We start from the raw sequence: 18,798 nt of genomic DNA, 5'->3' as shown, positions 1-18,798 counted from the left end.
TCTCCCCCCCTTGAGAATCAATTTCTAACCAATAATCTCAGTTATCTTAGGCTGAGAATTCATCTTAGTACCTATTATTTTTACTAATCCAAAGGATAATATTAAACACACAATTGCTCCAATAATCCCTCCTACCTCACCTACTTGAATAATAAACTTTTGCCCTAGCAAATAACCACCTACCAAACTTAACAGTGGAAATAAATATACTAATAATTCATCTTGTTCATGATTTTTTGCTAATTCACAATTCTTTTTGCACTTACTACAGGCTGAATGACGTTGAATTTTTACTATAGCTACCTTCCCCTGATCAACTATAACTTCACCTATTTCTTTCATGTCTCTTACCTCCTTTTCATTAACATAATACAATACAGGGGCAGGGTATATAAAACTTATTAAAAAAAGCCATGAATATTAATTTCTATCTCTTTTTTTATACCTCCTAATGATATATGAATTTATAATAAAAATACCAGACTATACTTAACCTGTTGACAAGTTAATAAAGACTATAATACATTATAACTAATAAAACTATAACTACTATTAACCCTAGATTAGCAACTAATTTTCCTCTCTTATCTATGCTAGATAATTTCAAATCGCTAGGGGCATTACTAATATAAGTCCTAGCTACTAAAGCAAGTAAGATCATAACTAAACTCGTAATATGAACAATTGTAAAAGGTTTTAGTACTATAGGATTAACTCTAAAGAATTCTACAATTCCTCTATTCATAGAAAAACCAATCCAATAATATAAGAACAATTGCCCATTATACTTTATTTTATCTCTATAATTCCATAATAACATAAATAAAATAAAGTTTAGTAGTGCTTCGTAAATCTGAACTGGATGAAGTAATTGATTGTTAATTTCTACTCCCCAGAAATAGTTATTCTTCATTGGAATACCAAACACATCACATCCAATTCTACCAATAGCCTGCCCTAAAATTAGTGCTGGAGCAAAAGTATCAGCTGCTTTCCAAAAAGATAATTTTTTAAATTTAATATAACCTACACTAAATAGAATTGCTGCTAGCAAGGCTCCTTGAATGGACAACCCACCTTGTTGAATCATAAATATATCAACAGGATGCTTAAAATAATAAGCTGGATTAAAGGCTATTACATAATATAATCTTGCTCCAATTATTCCAATAATGATATTATATAGAGCTAAATTAAAAATTTTATCCTGATCTAATTTCTTACGGCTAGCCTCTTTATTTAAAATATAAAATCCAGCGACTATCCCTAGAGCAATAAAAACACCAAATAAACTTACTGAAAAAGGCCCTAATCTAAGTAATATAGTCTGCATTATTTGCGCTCCTTAATAAGATTTAAGCACTATCTTCTATAAAGTTATTAGCACATTCTTTACTACAAAAATAATATATCTTTCCATTAACTCTTTTGGAAATAGTATTACTCTTTTCAATATGCATACCACAGACAGGATCATAAACCATCTCAATTACTTGATTATTACTTTTTTTATTCTCTTCATTATAATTTTCCTGATTATTCTGTTGAGTAGAATTAGAACCACGGTGTCCACCACAACAACCCCCGCCCTTGTGCATTATCCAAAATATAATCCCAAAAAATATCAGATAACCTATTGCGCCCATAGTCACTCCTCCTTATCTAATTAAGTATAGTTGTTTTTTAATACCCAAGTTGGGTATTAAAAAACAACTATAATAATTTAACTTTGTAATTCCTCTTTGATTTCTTCTAACTCCTCTTTGCTGATTTCACCTTTAGCATATCTCTTCTCTGCAATCTCTATTGGATCTTCTTGCAATTTAATCTGTCGTTGCTGATTATTTAAAGAATTATTATTATTATTTTTTACTAAATAAATTACTAACCCAATCACCACTAACCAAAATAGTCCCATCATAATCATCCCTCCTCCAAAAAATCCTCTCATTCCATGTCCCCATCCATGCATCATAATATCAACTCCTTAGTATTATAATAACTCTAGGTCAAGGTAAACAAAGATCTATTAATTTGCTAAATCTAGACCTAGACCTCAACCTCGACCTTATCCTCAAATTTAGACTCTAACCTACCAACCCATCATGCCATTACCATGCATTCCTGGTCCACCTCTATGATGACCTCTAAAGTTACCAGTGCCCCTAAACATCTGACCCATCATTCCCCAACCAGACATCATATGACTAAAACTCATAAAACCATGATCTTCCATTCTATCTAATTGTTCAGCAGTTAAAATTTCTCTTAATTCCAAATGCATCTCAGTTCTTAACTGGGCCAATTCATTCCGCAATTGATTTATTTTAGTTTGGACTTCCATTATTTCTTCCTGATCACTATCCTTAGCAAAATATAAATCTCTCAACTCATCATTTTGATCTCTTAGTTGATCACTAATCTCATCTACTTGATCATAATATTCATCCTGTAATTCTTCCATCTTATCCAATTGAGCTGTTGATAAATTCAATTCATCGCGATAATAATCTTCTTCTGAATCATTTCTATAGCCACCACCATGAGCAAAAGCAAAAATAGAAATACTGACTATCAACAATATAATCAACCCTAGACTTAATAATCTGTTCATTATAATCTCCTCCTTAAATTCTTTCTTTTCATCTTACATTTATAGTATAAAAGACAAATATTAAGAAAGTATTAATAAAATAATAAATTTGTTTAATATCTTAACAGAAGGGCTACTCCCTAACTAGGAAGTAGCCACCAAAAGTCTTACTTTACTTCATAAGGGCCAGCATCTTCAATCGTTGCCTCAAGATCTGCCTCTTCTACTTGAGAATCATCAAATTTAACTGCTACTAACTCAGCATCTAAATCGACCTCAGCAGACTCAACACCAGCTAAATTACTTAACGCTCCCTCAACTGACTTCTTACAATGACCACAAGACATTCCTGCTACACCAATAGTTACTTCTTTCATTAATAATCCCTCCTTACTTTTTAAAGTAGCACTTTCGTGCTACAGCTATCAGTCATCTGCTGTGTACCATGTGCTAATTCAAATTCAAAATTACAGATCTAGTTCAACCCCTTAAAATATAGCAATGATAAGGGGATTAGATTTTGAATTTAAAGGTTTTGAATTCCTACGAGTCCTTTGGACTCTCCGTGAAAATCTGCTGATAGCTCATAGCACATAGCTCACGACTCATAGCTTATTTATTAGTAAATTTAAAAATAACATCCATTAATTCTTCAATCTTATCATCTGTCTCTTTCTGCTCTTCCTTAGCTACAATTGTATCAGTTACACAACCTTTAGTATGAGCTTCTAAAACAGACATACCTACTTTATTTAAAGCACCCTTAACAGCAGCAATTTGATTTAATACATCCACACAATATTTATCTTCATCTATCATTCTTTTAAGTCCCCGAATTTGACCTTCAACCCTATTTAATCTACCTATTAAATCTTCTTTTTGATCTTGATAGGAACTATCTTCTTGACATCCTTCTTGACATGAATTCACTAGTCTCACCCCATTATTTAAGATTAAGGTTAAGGTTGAGTAAATCAAAAATAATAAATGATTTTAAAATTTCGCTCTACCTCAACCTCAATCTTAGCCTTATTTTTTAATCTTCTTTATACCTTGGTTGCACATCAACTCGACGTAATAAATTAGCATTAGTAACTACACTAATGGAACTAGTTGCCATTGCTGCCTCAGCTATAATTGGATGTAGTAATCCTAAAATTGCTACTGGAATAGCAATTGTATTATAGATAAAGGCCCAGAATAAATTCTGTTTGATCTTTCTAAAGGTAGCTCTAGATAATTTAATTGCCGTAATTACTGAAGATAGATTCCCTCTTACTAATGTAACATCAGATGACTCAATAGCAATATCTGTTCCTGTTCCAATTGCAATCCCTACATTAGCTTGTGTTAAAGCAGGAGCATCATTAATCCCATCTCCTACCATAGCAATTGTCCCAAATTTATCCTGTAAATTCATAATCTCATCTACTTTACCATCAGGCAATACTTCTGCTACTACATGATCAATTCCTACTTCATCAGCAATTGCTTGAGCAGTTCGTTCATTATCTCCTGTAATCATTGCTGTTTCTAATCCTAAATCTCTCAATTCAGCAATTGCATCTTTAGAGTCTTCCTTCAAAGGATCAGCTACTGCTATAATCCCTGCTAATTGATTATTTACTCCAATTAACATAGCAGTTTTAGCTTCTTCCTCTAACTCTTTCATCTTTTCTTCTACTTGAGAGGTATCTATATCTTGTTCCTTCATTAATCTTCTACTTCCTACTAATACTTGCTTATCGTCAACTTTAGCCTGCACACCCTTACCAGTAATTGCTGTAAAGTCTGATATATCATTTATTTCTAAATCATCTTCTTGGGCTCTTCTAACTATCGCCTCACCTAAGGGATGTTCTGAACCGGCTTCTACACTAGCAGCTAACTGTAACAATTCTTCTTCATTAAATCCACTATTAGGTTCTAAATCAGTTACTGCCGGATGTCCTTCAGTTATAGTCCCTGTTTTATCAAAGACAATAGTGTGGACTTCTTTTAAAGTCTGAATTGCTTCACCTTTTCTAATTAAGACTCCATTTTCAGCCCCCATACCAGTTCCTACCATTAAAGCAGTAGGCGTCGCTAGTCCTAAAGCACACGGACAAGCAATTACTAAGACTGCTATAGTAGCAAAAATAGCTCCAGTAATTAATCCTAACTCAGGATTAACCCAAGGTAAATATGTTGCTGCCCAAGTAGTAACTTCTTTTAAAGCCCCAGGGAATAACAACCATAATCCGAAAGTTAAAGCAGCTATAGCTAATACTGTAGGAACAAAAATACTGGTTACTTTATCAGCAAACTCTTGAATTGGTACCTTAGATCCTTGAGCTTCTTCTACCATCTTAATTACTTGAGACAGGAAGGTATCTTTACCAACCTTAGTAGCCTTAACTTTAATCAGACCTCGTTGGTTAATTGTAGCACCAATCACTTCATCACCTACTGACTTCTTAACTGGCATTGACTCTCCTGTAGCCATTGATTCATCTAAAGCACTTTCACCTTCAATAATCTCACCATCAGTAGGCACTTTTTCTCCTGGTTTAACAATCATTATATCGCCTACTTGAACTTCTTCCACTGGCACTTCTATTTCTTCACCATCGCGAACTACTGTTGCAGTTTTAGCTCCTAATTCTAAAAGTTTTTTGATTGCCTGCGAAGCTCTCCCTTTAGCCTTAGCTTCAATATAGCGTCCAGTTAAATGGAAGGTCATAATCATCCCGGCTACTCCAGCATAATCTGCCAAAGGAGTAAAGAAACTAGCTGGACCGGTTACAAAAGCTGCTCCTGTTCCCATAGCAATCAAAACATCCATATTAGCACTACCATGCGATATAGCTTTATAAGCTGTATAATAAGTCTTTCGCCCTACCCATAATAAGATTGGCGTAGCTAAAGCAATCATTCCTAAATGATAAATAGTCTCTGTTGGCCAAGCAATCCCAAAAAACATCTCAGGAATCATCCATAAGATAATTGGAATCGTTAAACCCCAACTCCAAAGCATCTTATTTCTTGCTTCGGTAATCTTCTGTTGATCTTGGTCCTCTTCTTCTTCAGATTCCTCTTGCTCTACTATTTCGTATCCTGTATCCTCTACTATTTGCTCAAGGTCATACTCACTAACTTGAGCTGGATTAAACTTGACAGTTGCCTTTTCAGCAGCAAAGTTAACTGCCGCCTCTCTAACTCCAGTGGTATCCTGTAAAGCACTCTCCACTCGCTGAGAACAACTAGCACAGGTCATACCTCCTACCTTCAAATTAACTTTATCAAAGGCAACATCATAGCCTGCATTCTGGACTGTTTCCACTAAATCAGTAAGATTAACTTCCTGCGGATCATAATCAATTGTTGCTTTTTCTGCAGCAAAATTAACTATTGCCTTCTCCACTCCGGATCTATCATTTAGTGCTTCTTCCACTTTCTGAGCACAGCTAGCACAGGTCATATCAGAAATCTGTAAAGTATTTCTATCTAGTTGCTGTGCATTCTCCATCATTATCCCTCCTATTTATATAATAAACTACTTCACCTTGTTGAATAACTAAATTATTAAGTAATCTTATTTTTTATGTCGTCAGCTATCTGCTATGAGCGGATGCTTTTATCACGAAAAGTTTCTGTGAAACTTGTAGGATCAGCCAATTCAAAAAAACCTTAAAATTACTATGTTTCAAGGAATTGAATTAGCTCACAACACACCCTACAGGTCTAGAAAACAGACCTTCCGTAATAAAAAGCATTTACAGATAGCTGATAGCTGTGGAACAAAAGTGCCACAAGTGAGCAAAGTTACTTTTTCAACAACCTAAATAAACTACTTAATAAATATTATACCTTTATATAATACCCCTACCCCCCATTGGTATTATCTTGTACTAAATACAATACCATATTATCACTATCTTGTCAAATGACTTAGTAATCTGCTGTTTGCTGTCTGGCATCTGCTATGTGCCGGGTGTTATGTGCGTGTGCTAAAAAGAATCACAAAAAATAAAAAAGACCCAGGGCCAACTGCCCTAGGACTCTTCTGAACTACAATTTTCTTTGTTCGGTCTCTACTTCGGTCTCCTCTTCCTGTTTGACTAAGAATAAAGCTAACCCACCAATTGCTGTTGCTATACCAACAGGAGTAGCAATTGATAGCGATAATTCAAATCCTTCTGGCGCAGCCAAAATATAAGAAACAGAAACAGCAGTCATAAAAGTAGCAGGCAGAGTAGCTATCCAGTGTAACTTACCTTTTTGGAGTAGATAAGCTGCCCCAGCCCAGAGTGCAACCATAGCTAGAGTTTGATTTGACCAAGCAAAATATCTCCAAATAACACTAAAGTCCATCTGCGATAAGATAGCCCCCACAATAAATAGAGGAATAGCAATCTTAAACCGATTCTTTTTTTCTCCTTGGTCTAAATCAATCATATCTGAAATAGCCAAGCGGGCACTTCTAAAAGCAGTATCGCCAGAACTGATAGGTAAAGCAACAACCCCTAACATAGCCAAAATACCGCCCACTACTCCTAACATATTATTACTGATTTCTTTAACAACGCCTCCAGCACCACCTAAGTTAGCTATTGCCTCAGATAAACCAACTGGATCACCAAAGAAGGTCATAGAAGCTGCTGCCCAAACCATAGCAATTATTCCTTCAGCAATCATAGCACCATAAAAGACCTTGCGCCCATTTTTCTCATCATCTAAGCACCTAGCCATTAGAGGAGACTGAGTAGCATGAAAACCACTGATTGCCCCACAAGCTATTGTTACAAATAAAAAGGGCCATAGTGATAAGGAATCAGGATGCATATTAGCCAGAGTAACATTTGGAATATCATAACCACCTAAAATCAAGCCTCCGCCAATGCCAATAGCCATAATTAATAAAGAACCACCTAAAATAGGATAAAACTTAGAAATAATCTTATCAACTGGTAAGATAGTAGCTAAGAAATAATAAATAATAATGATCACTAACCAAGTATTAAGACTCAAACCTGTCATACTAGCTAATAACTGAGAAGGACCAGTCATAAATACTGCTCCTACTAGTATCAATAAAACAACTGAAAAAACTCTCATAAACTGGCGAGCGCCTTCCCCTAGATACTCACCTACAACCTCAGCAATAGTTGCTCCGTCATTACGAACTGATAACATACCTGCTAAGTAATCATGGACTCCTCCAGCTAAAATAGAACCTAAGACAATCCATAAGAAAGCTGCCGGACCAAATAAGGCGCCCATTACTGCCCCGTAAATTGGCCCTAATCCGGCAATATTCAATAACTGAATTAAGAAAGCTCGGGGCCAACTAAGAGCTACATAATCGACTCCATCCTCTTGGGTATAAGCTGGAGTATCTCTAGTTTCATCCTCACCAAAAATATCTGCAACAAAATTACCATAAATAAAATGGCCAGCTACCAATAAAATCAAACCCCCAATAAAAGATGTCATTTTCATCCCCCCCCTATAATTATTAGCTTCTTATAAAAATTATAGACTTATCACTATAAATATATTAGACCAGCCCACAAAAAATAATAAACTAACAGATAAATTATATAATTATATTCCACTTTATTAATTTATTTCCAGTTTCATACTTATGCTCCTTTAAATTACTATAATTAGTTTACTATTTTATATCACTTCCAAGCAGGAGAATTAAACTGATCCAACAAAATTAAATATAAATAGTTAAAGGAGGAATTACAATTCCAAATAACGAAAATAAAACTCCCTTTTTAATTACTATCTCTTATTTATCATCCTTTTTAACAATTAGATTACTAGTCTTAATTGCTGGGTCAGCAGAAAGTGAATTCGCTCAAGTAGCTAAAGAAGGGGTAACTCCAGACGCAACCTTTTATATCGGCCGAAATATTATTCTCTTGGGCCACCACATTCATCATTTTTACTTTGGAGTTTTATTCCTTGCCTTAGCTGGCTGGATGGCAATTGTTAAAAGGCCTCAGATCAAACGAGACTGGGCAGCTTTGCTTTATGGTACTGGACTAGGATTATTTATGGATGAAATAGGTTTATTATTAACCTGGGGAAATTATTACTCAGGGCTAACTTACCTATTAACTCTTTTATTAGGTGGGATCTTACTAAATATAGTTTATTTTCCTTACTTTTGGCGGGCAGTAAAGAATAATTTAGTAGCTACTAACCCCCAATCTACTATTGGAAACATGATCTTAAAAAAGACAAACTTTATTGAGGTGGTTGATAAAATGAGTGAAAAAGCAAGTCAGACGGAACGAGCTAGTCTAACCTTTACCGGGGTTATATATATGTTTGTCGGGGGGCTGATCTTATTATACCCTCAGTTTTTATACTACTGGGTAGCAGGAGTCTTTTTTATCCAAGGTATTTCTTCTTTAGTTAGAGCCTGGCAAGAGGAATAAAAAAAGAGGGATTCTAGTTAAATACTAGATCCCTCGTCTAGAAAAGTCAACAAATCTAAATTTATCCGGTCGGTGTCTGGATTCAGTATACTGAAAGAGACTAGCATCATCTAAATGAACATAGTTCTTAACTACAACTACAACATTATAGCCGGCCAAATCAAGATATTCTTTGTCCTCAGCAGTAGCTTCTACTACTGAAATCACCTTTTTAGCAAAACTAATCTCCAATCCTAGCTCATCTTCGATATATTCATAGATTGACTGCGCACAAATTTCTTTAGTTAAACTAGGCACAAAATCCTGACGGAGAAAATCCTTATCCAGGATTATTCTTTCCTCACCAATTTTGCGCGCTCTAATTACCTTCCAGAGCTGATTATCAGCGTCTACATTCAATTGTTGCTGTAAAAATCGGTTAGGAGTAATTGTAGATAAGTTATGAACAATTGTAGCTGAGTTCGGGCCAAAGTCATCAGATAACTCTTTAAAACTAACTAAACCAGAGACAGGAAAATCAAATTTTTCTATATCCAGAACAAAAGATCCTTTCCCTTTGATCTTTTGAATATAGCCATTCTGAGCTAGTAGATTTAAAGCTTTCCTGATTGTACCTCGGGAAGCGTCATAAACAGTAGCTAGTTCATTCTCCGAAGGTAATTTAGCCTCTGGCTTTAGTTGCCCTTCTTCTATCTGCTCCACTAAATCATTATAGATAGTTAAGTATTTATTTTCCACTATTTATCACCTGAATTATTTTATCATGTTGACAATTACTTTTCAAGGTGATAAACAATAGACTCATAAGGACGTAAATTGATAGTAGTAAACTCTACTGGGGAATCATCATAATTAGAAAGCAAAATTTGACTATCATAAGCAACTAAGTCCTGTAATTCAGTTGGTAACTTAAAAGTAGTTGGAGACCCATAAAAATTATTAATCACTAATAGTTTCTCCTGGTGATAAGTTCTGATATAAGCAAAAATATCCTGGTGATCAGCTAAAATTAATTGATAATCACCTTCCACAATAATATCATACTCTTTTCTTAACTGGATTAATTCTTGATAATGATAAAAAATAGATTCTTGGTCTGCTAGAGCCTGGGCAACATTGATTTCCTTATAATTAGGAGCCGGTTTAATCCACGGATTACCACTAGTAAAACCAGCATTCTGACTAGCATTCCACTGCATTGGAGTTCGAGAGTTATCCCTAGATTTAGCTTTAATAACATCCATAATTTCTTCTTCTGACTTACCTTCTTCCTTCATAATCTGATAAGCATTGAGAGACTCCACATCGCGATAGTCATCAATACTGGCAAACTTAGGATCAGTCATCCCGATCTCTTCTCCTTGGTAGATATAAGGAGTACCTTGCATCAGATGAATAGTAGTAGCTAACATTTTAGCTGACTTGCGATGATACTCTTCATCATCTCCAAATCTAGTCACTACTCGAGGCTGGTCGTGATTACACCAGAATAAAGCATTCCAACCCCCACCTTGATTGATCCCTACTTGCCAATCAGAAAGAATCTTTTTTAATTTAAGAAAATCAAAATCAACGTTAGCCCATTTTTCTCCATTAGGATAGTCAACTTTAAGATGATAGAAGTTAAAAACCATATCTAGTTCATTTCGCTCAGGATTGCTATACTTAACACAATCCTCAATATTAGTCGAAGACATCTCGCCTACTGTCATCATATCGTAATTCGAAAATACCTCTTCATTCATCTCTTGTATAAATTCATGAACTCTTGGCCCGTCAGTATAAAATCTTCTCCCATCTCCTTGATAATCATTAGGAAAATCCTGTCTTTTAGAGATTAGATTAATTACATCCAGTCTAAAACCATCTACTCCTTTTTCCTCTAACCAAAAATTCATCATCTCATATATTTTATCTCTTACCTCTTCTTTCTCCCAGTTTAAATCAGCCTGAGTTACATCAAATAGATGTAGATAATACTGATCTGTCTGCTCATCATACTGCCACGCAGAACCACCAAATTTTGATTCCCAGTTATTTGGAACTTGACCGTCTACATCATCCTTCCAAATATAAAAATCACGATATTGATTATCTTGCGACTTTTTTGCTTCTTGAAACCACTCATGCTCTGTTGAAGTATGATTAACTACTATATCCATAATCACTTTAATATCCCGACTATGGGCTTCCTCTAATAACCTATCAAAATCCTCCATTGTTCCGTACTCTTGGTATATACTATAATAATCTCTAATATCATAGCCATTATCATTCTGCGGCGAATCATAAATAGGAGTTAACCAGATAACATCTACTCCTAATCTAGCCAAATAATCAAGTTTATCTATGATTCCTTGAATATCTCCTACCCCATTACCTGTAGTATCATTAAAACTTTTCGGATAAATCTGGTAAACAACTGCATCACGCCACCACTCTGTCTGTTGACTCATAGTAAACCTCCTATCTTCTAATTAATAATTAATTGTATTTCTAAAACTAAAAGGCCCTCTCAGGCCTTTTATAAGTTATCTATTTAGCAAACTTTTTCGCGTAAATTACTGTTAAAACAAAAGGAATAATTAAACTGATTGCCATACCTACTAAAAAGGCGGGAATATATTTGGGAATAATAGAGATAAATCCTGGTAATCCTCCAATTCCTATTGAAGAAGCTAATACTTCATTACTTGTCACATATAAACCCGCTAAAGCAGAACCAATAACCCCCGCAAAGAAAGGATATTTCTTCCGTAAAGTAACACCGAATAAGGCTGGCTCAGTAATTCCAAAGTAGGCAGAAATAGCAGAAGTAGAAGCTAAACTCTTATCGTCCGGATCAGTAGACAACCAAGAAATAGCCAAACAGGCACTTCCTTGAGCTATATTGGATAAAGCTAACATTGGCCATAAAAATGTTCCACTATTTTGTGCTATCAATTGAATATCAATAGCAAGGAACATATGATGCATCCCAGTAACTACCATTGGAGCATATAACGAACCATATAACAGACCACCTAACCATGGTGCAGTCTCATAAGCAGTAACAATTCCAGTAGTTAACATATTTCCAATACTACGTGTCAACGGGCCAATAAGTCCTAAAGATAAAAAGCCAGTTACCAAAATAGTTGTGATTGGAACTATCAATAACTGAATAGCATTCGGAACCCAACTTCTCAGCCACTGTTCTATTGTACTTAAAATATAAGCAGCAGCTAAAACTGGTAACACTTGACCTTGATAACCTACTTTTTCAATCTGAAATAATCCTAAGATATTAAACTGGGGAATATCTCCTTCAAGAGCTGCTTCCCCATAGCCCCAAGCATTCATCAAATCAGGGTGGACTAACATAAGTCCCATAACAATACCTAAGATTGGACTACCACCAAATCGCTTAGTAGCTGACCAACCAACTAACGCAGGTAAGAAAACAAAGGAAGTATTAGCCATCATATTAATCAGGTTCCATAGCCCTTGTAGGCCAGGATATATCTCCAATAATGTCTTCCCTTCAACAAATAATCCTTTTGCCCCTAATAAATTATTAAGTCCCATTAATACACCAGCAATAATAATCGCAGGAATAATCGGCATAAAAATATCAGATAAGGCTTTGACTAACCTCTGTAAGGGATTCATATTCTCCTCACCAGCACTCTTCACTTCTGATACCGAAGCTTCTTCTAAGCCAGCAAGTTGAGTAAACTCAGCGTATACTTTCTCTACATCACCAGAGCCAATTACTACCTGGTAGACGCCTGAGGAACTAAATGCTCCTTTAACTAAGTCTACTGCCTCTAGCTGTTCTTTATCCACCTTAGCTTCATCCTGTAAAGTTAACCGTAATCTGGTTACACAATGGGCTGCATTTTCAATATTATCCTGTCCACCTAAGTATTTAATTATCTGTTCTGCATTTTGTTTATAATCAGCCATTCTAGTACCCCCTATAAAGTAGATTAAGCATATACAATTCTTATAGGGTTATATTCTTATAACTTGTATATACAACTTGTTGTAACTATATTATAACCTGTATATACAAGTTTGTCAATAATGATTCGCCTTCTTATATATTACTTTGTCGATTAGGATAAGGACAAGGTTGAGTTTAAGATTAAGGCTAAAGTTAAGACCAGACCAAGATCGAGATCAGGGCCAAAAACAAAATTGAATCAAAATCAAAGACAAGGTAAAAATAAGCCAAAAAAGAAAATAACCTCCTCATTACGAGGAGGTAACTAAAAAATTAATTAATCTGTATCTGGTGCTTCTCCTGTTACAATCTCTACTCCAGAGCTAGCACCAATTCTAGTAGCTCCAGCTGTAATCATCTCTTGAGCATCTTCTAAACTACCAATGCCTCCGGAAGCCTTAACTCCTAAATCAGCTCCTACTATCTCCTTTATTAACTCCACATCTTCTACTTTAGCTCCAGCAGTACCAAAGCCAGTAGAAGTCTTCACAAAATCAGCTCCTGCTTCTTGGGCAGTCTGACAAGCTTGTTTCTTTTCTTCTTCAGTCAGATAACAAGTTTCAATAATTACTTTAACTACCTGATCACGAGCAGCTCCTACAACAGCAGCTATATCATCCTCTACTATCTCCCAAGCTTTGGATTTAACTGCCCCTAAGTTAATCACCATATCCAGTTCATCAGCACCATTTTCAATAGCGTCTTTAGCTGTATAAACCTTAGTTTCTGTGGTGTTGGCCCCTAGCGGAAAACCTATTACTGTACAGACTTTAACTGAACTCCCTTTTAGTTCTTTAGCAGCTAACCGAACAAAACTAGGATTGATACATACTGAAGCAAAGTCATACTCTATAGCTTCCTGACACTTAGCTATTACCTCTTCAGCAGTAGCATCAGCAGCTAAAATCGTATGATCAATCATTCCTGCTACTTCTTCTGCCTTCATACTAACGCCTCCTTCATCTACCGATTTAATTAGACTCACACTGCCACTAAATTACTTCTTCTTAACTACCTCTTTTGCCTGCGCAACAATCTCTTCAGCAGTCAAACCAAACTCCTTCATTAATTCCTTAGGCGGACCTGATTTACCAAAAGTATCCTCAACTCCTACTCGCTGAAGAGGAACAGGATGATTCTCCACTATAGCTTCAGAAACTGCACTACCTAAGCCACCATAAATGTTATGCTCTTCTGCTGTTACTGCAGCTCCTGTCTTAGCTACTGAAGAAATAACCCCCTCTACATCTAAAGGTTTAATAGTATGTACATTAACTACCTCTGCCGAGATATCTTCTGTAACTAACTCCTCTTGGGCTTTAATAGCTTCTGCTAACATCATTCCTGTAGCAAAGATTGTTACATCACTACCTTCGTGAACCACATTAACTTTACCCCATTCAAATTTATAATCCGCTTCGTCAAACACGACTGGGGTGCCCACACGACCAAACCGAAGATAAACTGGACCATCATATTCAGCCGCTGCCTTAGTAGCTGCTTTAGCTTCAGTATAATCCGCTGGGACAATAACTGTCATATTAGGAATCCCGCGCAGAATACTAATATCTTCAATAGCTTGATGCGTAGCACCATCAGGGCCAACTGTAACCCCAGCATGAGTAACAGCAATCTTAACATTTAAGTTAGGATAAGCAATTGAATTCCTGATCTGATCACCTACCCGAGCACTACCAAAAACAGCAAAAGTACTAGCAAATGGTACTTTGCCACAGCTAGCTAATCCAGCTGCCATCCCCATCATATTCTGTTCACTAATTCCTACCTGAAAGAATCTGTCCTCATAATCTTCCTTAAAATAAGCTGTTCTAGTTGATCCCGACAAGTCAGCATCTAAGACTACAACATCATCATTGTCTGCTCCTAACTCGACTAAAGCATCTCCATAAGCATTTCGCGTTGGAATTTCTTCTGTCATCATTTATCACTCCTTCAAATAATTCAGTTTATAAGTGGCACTATCGTACCACAGCTATCAGCTATCTGCAAATGGTTTTTATTACGGAAGGTCTGTTTTCTAGACCTGTAGGGTGTGTCGTGAGCTAATTCAAATTCAAGACAATAACCCAGTTCAATCCGTTAAAACATAGTAATCTTAAAGGAGTAGATTTTGAATTTAAAGGTTTTGAATTAGCTAATCCTACAAGTTTCCCAGAAACTTTTCGTGATGAAAAGCATCTGCAGACGGCACACAGCACACGACTGTGTCACCTACGGTGACACAATATATCATTTACTCCAATTCAGATAAAGCTGTATCAGCTTGTTGACCACTAGGTGTCTTACCATGCCAAGCTGGATTATCCTCCATATAAGAAATACCTTTTCCTTTGACTGTATTAGCAACAATCATTGTTGGTTGGTCAACTACTTGATTAGCTTCCTCAAAAGCAGCTAAAATATCCTCTAAATCATGGCCATCAATCTCAATTACATACCACCCAAAAGACTCAAACTTCTCTACAACAGGTAATACTTCCATGATCTCTTCTGTCTTCCCCGCTAACTGGATTCTATTATTATCCAGAATACCTACTAAGTTATCTAAACCAAATTTAACAGCTGCTAAAGCTGACTCCCAAATCTGTCCTTCCTGTAATTCACCATCACCTACTAGAGAATAAACATTATAATCCTTGCCATCTGTCTTTCCTGCTAGCGCTATACCTGCCGCAGCAGAAAGCCCCTGGCCTAAAGAACCAGTTGTCATATCAACTCCTGGCGTCTTATTCATATCAGGATGCCCTTGCAAGTGACTATCTAACTGACGAAGACTAGTCAAATCCTCAGTAGGAAAATATCCTTTCTCTGCTAAAACAGCATATAATACTGGAGCAGCATGACCTTTAGATAATACAAAACGGTCTCGGTCCTCCCAATCAGGATGATCAGGATCAATATCCATTTCAGCAAAATAAAGAGCTGTTACAAGATCAGTAGCTGATAAAGAACCTCCGGGATGTCCTGAACCAGATTCAATTAACATTTCCATAATATAACGTCTAATTGTCTGTGCCTTCTCTTCTAATTCTGTAATATCTACCATAATCAAGCCTCCTTTTTTTTGTCTTGAAATCCTTCGCCTAAAACTTCATGTACCTCAGTGATAATCACAAAGGCATCTTCATCTATAGTATGTACCAGATGCTTGAGGTCTGATACTTCAGACCGGTTAATTGTACATAATAAAATATCTTTATCAGCTTTAGAGAAGCCGCCTTCGCCTTTGAGGACAGTTACTCCGCGATCCATCTCTTCTAATACTTTGGCTTTAATCTCTTCAGCAGAATCAGAAATAATAAATGTAGCTTTAGCAATATCCAGACCTTCCTGAACTAAGTCAATCACTCGACTAGTCACAAATAAAGCAATCAAAGCATATAAAGCCTGTTCAGGATCAAATACTACGGTAGCTAAAGCAATCACAAAAAAGTCTATCAGCAATAAACTCTTACCGGAACTAAAAGAAGTATACTTACTAATTATCTGGGCTACTAAATCTGTTCCGCCAGTGGTGCCCTTAGCTCTAAAGACTAAGCCTAAACCAAGTCCTATTAGACCACCACCATATAAAGCTGCTAATAGAGGCTTATGAGTAATAATCGGTACCTCTCCAGCTAATAAATCAGTCACTACAGATAAAGCCAAGATACCGTATAAAGTACGGACCCCAAATTTAGTTCCTAACTCTTTAACTCCAGCAATAAATAAGGGAATATTTAAAGTTAACATTACCTTACCTACTGGCAGATCAAAGAGATAATAAATAATTGTAGCTAAACCACTAACTCCTCCCGCTGCTATCTTATTGGGGACTAAAAACATAACTAATCCTAGTGCTGTTAAGACTGAACCAATTGTAATTACCAAGTAATCGATAATTATTCGTTTGTTTAACTTCATTGCCACCACCTACTTACCTCTCTTCAATCGTTGGACTACCACCTGATAAATAAATTCTGGTAGGGCCTTTATCCTGCTTAAACGCTTAGGTTCTTGGAGTAATCTATACAACCACTCTAGACCTAACTGCTGGATCATAACTGGGGCTCTAGTCTTCTTCCCCGCTAAAATATCAAAGGTACCTCCTACCCCAATTCCTACAGGAATCTGTAATTCGTCTAAATAGGTTGCCAACCACTTTTCCTGTAAGGGTACTCCCATTCCGACTAATAGAATATCAATCTCTTGAGCTTGCAGTTCAGCCACTACCTCTTTTTCTGCTTGGTGGTCTAAATAACCATGATGGGTTAAAATATCCAACTGGGAATAATCAGCTAGAACTCTCTTTTTAGCCTCTCTTGCTACCCCAGAAGCAGCCCCTAAAAAATAAAAAGTATAACCCATTTTATTACCTCGGGCCAACAACTGCTGGACTAGATCAATACCTGCTACTCGTTGAGCAAGTGGTTGACCTAATAAATGGGAGGCTAAAACCACTCCTGCTCCATCAGGCACTCGCAGTTGAGCAGAATTAATAATCTCCTGGAGGGTCTGATTTTTAGTTGCTTGCATAATCATTTCAGCATTAGGAGTAACTACTAGATTACCTAGACTTTCAGTCTCCACTAACTCCTCTATTCTTGTTAGCGCCTCTTCTCTAGTTACTTGATCAATAGCAACTCCTAAAATATTAACTTGATCTATCATAAAAAATCACTTAAGAGCCGTAAACTTATTTCTAGATTCTGCTGGGCAAGTCCTGCTAAATGACTAGTTTTTTTCTGTAAAGTTGCTTTTAACTCCTTTTTTTGCTCCCACAGCGAAATAATTTGAGAGTGGGCTGCTTGCACTCCTAAAGAATCAATCTCCCCTACTGGCTCTAACCCCACTCGCTCTAAAAAGTGATCTACTTTTGGATCATAAGAGATGCCAGCTGGGATAGCCCCCATAAGGGCAGCAAAAATCAAAGAGTGGAGCCGAACTCCAACTAGTAAATCAACCTCCTCTACTAAGCTCAATAACTCACGTGGTGTATAATTGCCAGTTATAATCCTAGCTGAATTAGTCATTAAGCCCTGGAGCTGATAACTCATCTCCCGATCAGCTGGATACTGCAGGGGAATAAATAAAATTTCAGCCTGGAGCTGATTATGGAGTTGGTCTAATAACTTAGCCAACTCTGATAAATAGGTATTTTCCTGCCAAGCCCGCGGAGCAACACCAATCACTGGAGAAGTTAACGTTACTCCTTCCTTAGCTAAAATTTCCTCTTGGCGGGCTTGACTAACTGGTTGGAGGGTAAAGACTGGATCAGCTGTCAACTGAATCTCTGCTCTAACTCCAAGCTCCTGGAGTAAACTCCTTGAAGCTTGGTCCCGAACAGTAATAGCTGCTACCTGATTTAAAATACGCTGGACTAACTTCCGGTTCCAGTAACTAGTAATTGGCCCTATCCCCTGACCACAACAAAAGACAGGCACCTGTAGTAAGTGGGCCAACTTAATCACTCCTAAGTAATAAGGAATAGTCCGTCTACTAGTCACATCTTGTAAAAGACTACCACCACCACTGATTAATAAATCAGTCCGGCGGAAGAGATTGGAGATAGCACCTAGATTATACCTAGCAACTGCTCGAACACCGTGCACCTGGCTTGTCCACTCGGGATCAGCAGATAAAACAACTAACTCCACATCATCCACTTCTCTCTGTAAACCAGATATTAAAGCAGCCAGGATAGCTTCATCTCCTGCATTATTGAAACCATAATAACCGGACAGAACTACTTGGGGCATAAAGATCATCCTTTTTAGTTTACA

The 18,798-nt window shown here is 36.7% G+C and carries 19 protein-coding genes; 1 reads left to right on the top strand and 18 read right to left on the bottom strand.

Features of this window, described 5'->3' with window-relative positions:
• Positions 1–24: 24 nt before the first annotated feature.
• The 9 genes from ACYQ3D_RS07085 to ACYQ3D_RS07045 all read right to left on the bottom strand — a co-directional run bounded on the left by ACYQ3D_RS07085 (position 25) and on the right by ACYQ3D_RS07045 (position 8,068).
• The gene (locus tag ACYQ3D_RS07085; protein WP_459837395.1) at positions 25–342 is read right to left on the bottom strand and encodes a SoxR reducing system RseC family protein; all 318 of its coding nucleotides are present in this window, start codon (positions 340–342) and stop codon (positions 25–27) included.
• A 163-nt stretch (positions 343–505) separates the two neighbouring features.
• On the bottom strand, positions 506–1,333 hold the full coding sequence (gene lgt / locus ACYQ3D_RS07080; RefSeq protein WP_459837394.1) for a prolipoprotein diacylglyceryl transferase: 828 nt from the start codon (positions 1,331–1,333) through the stop codon (positions 506–508).
• Positions 1,334–1,355: 22 nt separating this feature from the next.
• Positions 1,356–1,646, bottom strand: a complete 291-nt coding sequence (locus ACYQ3D_RS07075; protein WP_459837392.1) for a YHS domain-containing protein — start codon at positions 1,644–1,646, stop codon at positions 1,356–1,358.
• Between the two features lie 77 nt (positions 1,647–1,723).
• On the bottom strand, positions 1,724–1,975 hold the full coding sequence (locus ACYQ3D_RS07070; protein WP_459837390.1) for an SHOCT domain-containing protein: 252 nt from the start codon (positions 1,973–1,975) through the stop codon (positions 1,724–1,726).
• A gap of 117 nt (positions 1,976–2,092) precedes the next feature.
• Entirely contained in the window at positions 2,093–2,614 is a 522-nt protein-coding gene (locus tag ACYQ3D_RS07065; RefSeq protein WP_459837388.1) for a Spy/CpxP family protein refolding chaperone, read from the bottom strand.
• A gap of 146 nt (positions 2,615–2,760) precedes the next feature.
• The gene (locus tag ACYQ3D_RS07060) at positions 2,761–2,970 is read right to left on the bottom strand and encodes a cation transporter (protein ID WP_459837386.1); all 210 of its coding nucleotides are present in this window, start codon (positions 2,968–2,970) and stop codon (positions 2,761–2,763) included.
• Positions 2,971–3,205: 235 nt separating this feature from the next.
• Entirely contained in the window at positions 3,206–3,523 is a 318-nt protein-coding gene (locus ACYQ3D_RS07055; RefSeq protein WP_459837385.1) for a metal-sensitive transcriptional regulator, read from the bottom strand.
• A 106-nt stretch (positions 3,524–3,629) separates the two neighbouring features.
• On the bottom strand, positions 3,630–6,101 hold the full coding sequence (locus tag ACYQ3D_RS07050) for a heavy metal translocating P-type ATPase (protein WP_459837384.1): 2,472 nt from the start codon (positions 6,099–6,101) through the stop codon (positions 3,630–3,632).
• 542 nt (positions 6,102–6,643) lie between these two features.
• Complete coding sequence (locus tag ACYQ3D_RS07045; protein WP_459837383.1) at positions 6,644–8,068, bottom strand: carbon starvation CstA family protein; 1,425 nt, start codon at positions 8,066–8,068, stop codon at positions 6,644–6,646.
• A gap of 497 nt (positions 8,069–8,565) precedes the next feature.
• On the opposite strand from ACYQ3D_RS07045, the gene ACYQ3D_RS07040 reads away from it, so the two are divergent.
• Positions 8,566–9,027: a hypothetical protein gene (locus ACYQ3D_RS07040; protein ID WP_459837382.1), complete on the top strand. Its 462-nt coding sequence runs from the start codon at positions 8,566–8,568 to the stop codon at positions 9,025–9,027.
• A gap of 24 nt (positions 9,028–9,051) precedes the next feature.
• Here the strand turns inward: ACYQ3D_RS07040 and treR are convergent, their stop codons facing one another.
• The 9 genes from treR to csaB all read right to left on the bottom strand — a co-directional run bounded on the left by treR (position 9,052) and on the right by csaB (position 18,774).
• On the bottom strand, positions 9,052–9,765 hold the full coding sequence (gene treR / locus ACYQ3D_RS07035; protein WP_459837381.1) for a trehalose operon repressor: 714 nt from the start codon (positions 9,763–9,765) through the stop codon (positions 9,052–9,054).
• Between the two features lie 35 nt (positions 9,766–9,800).
• Positions 9,801–11,483 carry an alpha,alpha-phosphotrehalase gene (gene treC / locus ACYQ3D_RS07030; RefSeq protein ID WP_459837380.1) on the bottom strand — a complete coding sequence of 561 codons (1,683 nt, stop codon included), beginning with the start codon at positions 11,481–11,483 and terminating at the stop codon, positions 9,801–9,803.
• A gap of 79 nt (positions 11,484–11,562) precedes the next feature.
• Positions 11,563–12,975 carry a PTS system trehalose-specific EIIBC component gene (gene treP, locus ACYQ3D_RS07025; RefSeq protein ID WP_459837378.1) on the bottom strand — a complete coding sequence of 471 codons (1,413 nt, stop codon included), beginning with the start codon at positions 12,973–12,975 and terminating at the stop codon, positions 11,563–11,565.
• Positions 12,976–13,292: 317 nt separating this feature from the next.
• Positions 13,293–13,961: a deoxyribose-phosphate aldolase gene (deoC, locus tag ACYQ3D_RS07020; RefSeq protein WP_459837377.1), complete on the bottom strand. Its 669-nt coding sequence runs from the start codon at positions 13,959–13,961 to the stop codon at positions 13,293–13,295.
• A 51-nt stretch (positions 13,962–14,012) separates the two neighbouring features.
• A complete protein-coding gene (locus ACYQ3D_RS07015) occupies positions 14,013–14,954 on the bottom strand; it encodes a transketolase family protein (protein ID WP_459837376.1) in 942 nt (313 codons plus the stop codon).
• Positions 14,955–15,269: 315 nt separating this feature from the next.
• Complete coding sequence (locus ACYQ3D_RS07010; RefSeq protein WP_459837375.1) at positions 15,270–16,082, bottom strand: transketolase; 813 nt, start codon at positions 16,080–16,082, stop codon at positions 15,270–15,272.
• A 2-nt stretch (positions 16,083–16,084) separates the two neighbouring features.
• Complete coding sequence (locus tag ACYQ3D_RS07005) at positions 16,085–16,939, bottom strand: YitT family protein (protein ID WP_459837374.1); 855 nt, start codon at positions 16,937–16,939, stop codon at positions 16,085–16,087.
• 9 nt (positions 16,940–16,948) lie between these two features.
• Positions 16,949–17,686, bottom strand: coding sequence for a WecB/TagA/CpsF family glycosyltransferase (locus ACYQ3D_RS07000; RefSeq protein WP_459837373.1), 738 nt, complete (start codon positions 17,684–17,686; stop codon positions 16,949–16,951).
• A complete protein-coding gene (gene csaB / locus ACYQ3D_RS06995; protein WP_459837372.1) occupies positions 17,683–18,774 on the bottom strand; it encodes a polysaccharide pyruvyl transferase CsaB in 1,092 nt (363 codons plus the stop codon). The genes ACYQ3D_RS07000 and csaB overlap by 4 nt, the downstream gene beginning before the upstream one ends.
• Between the last annotated feature and the right edge of the window lie 24 nt (positions 18,775–18,798).

The organism is Halanaerobaculum tunisiense (assembly GCF_054657635.1).
This window is presented reverse-complemented; position numbering and strand designations above follow the sequence as displayed.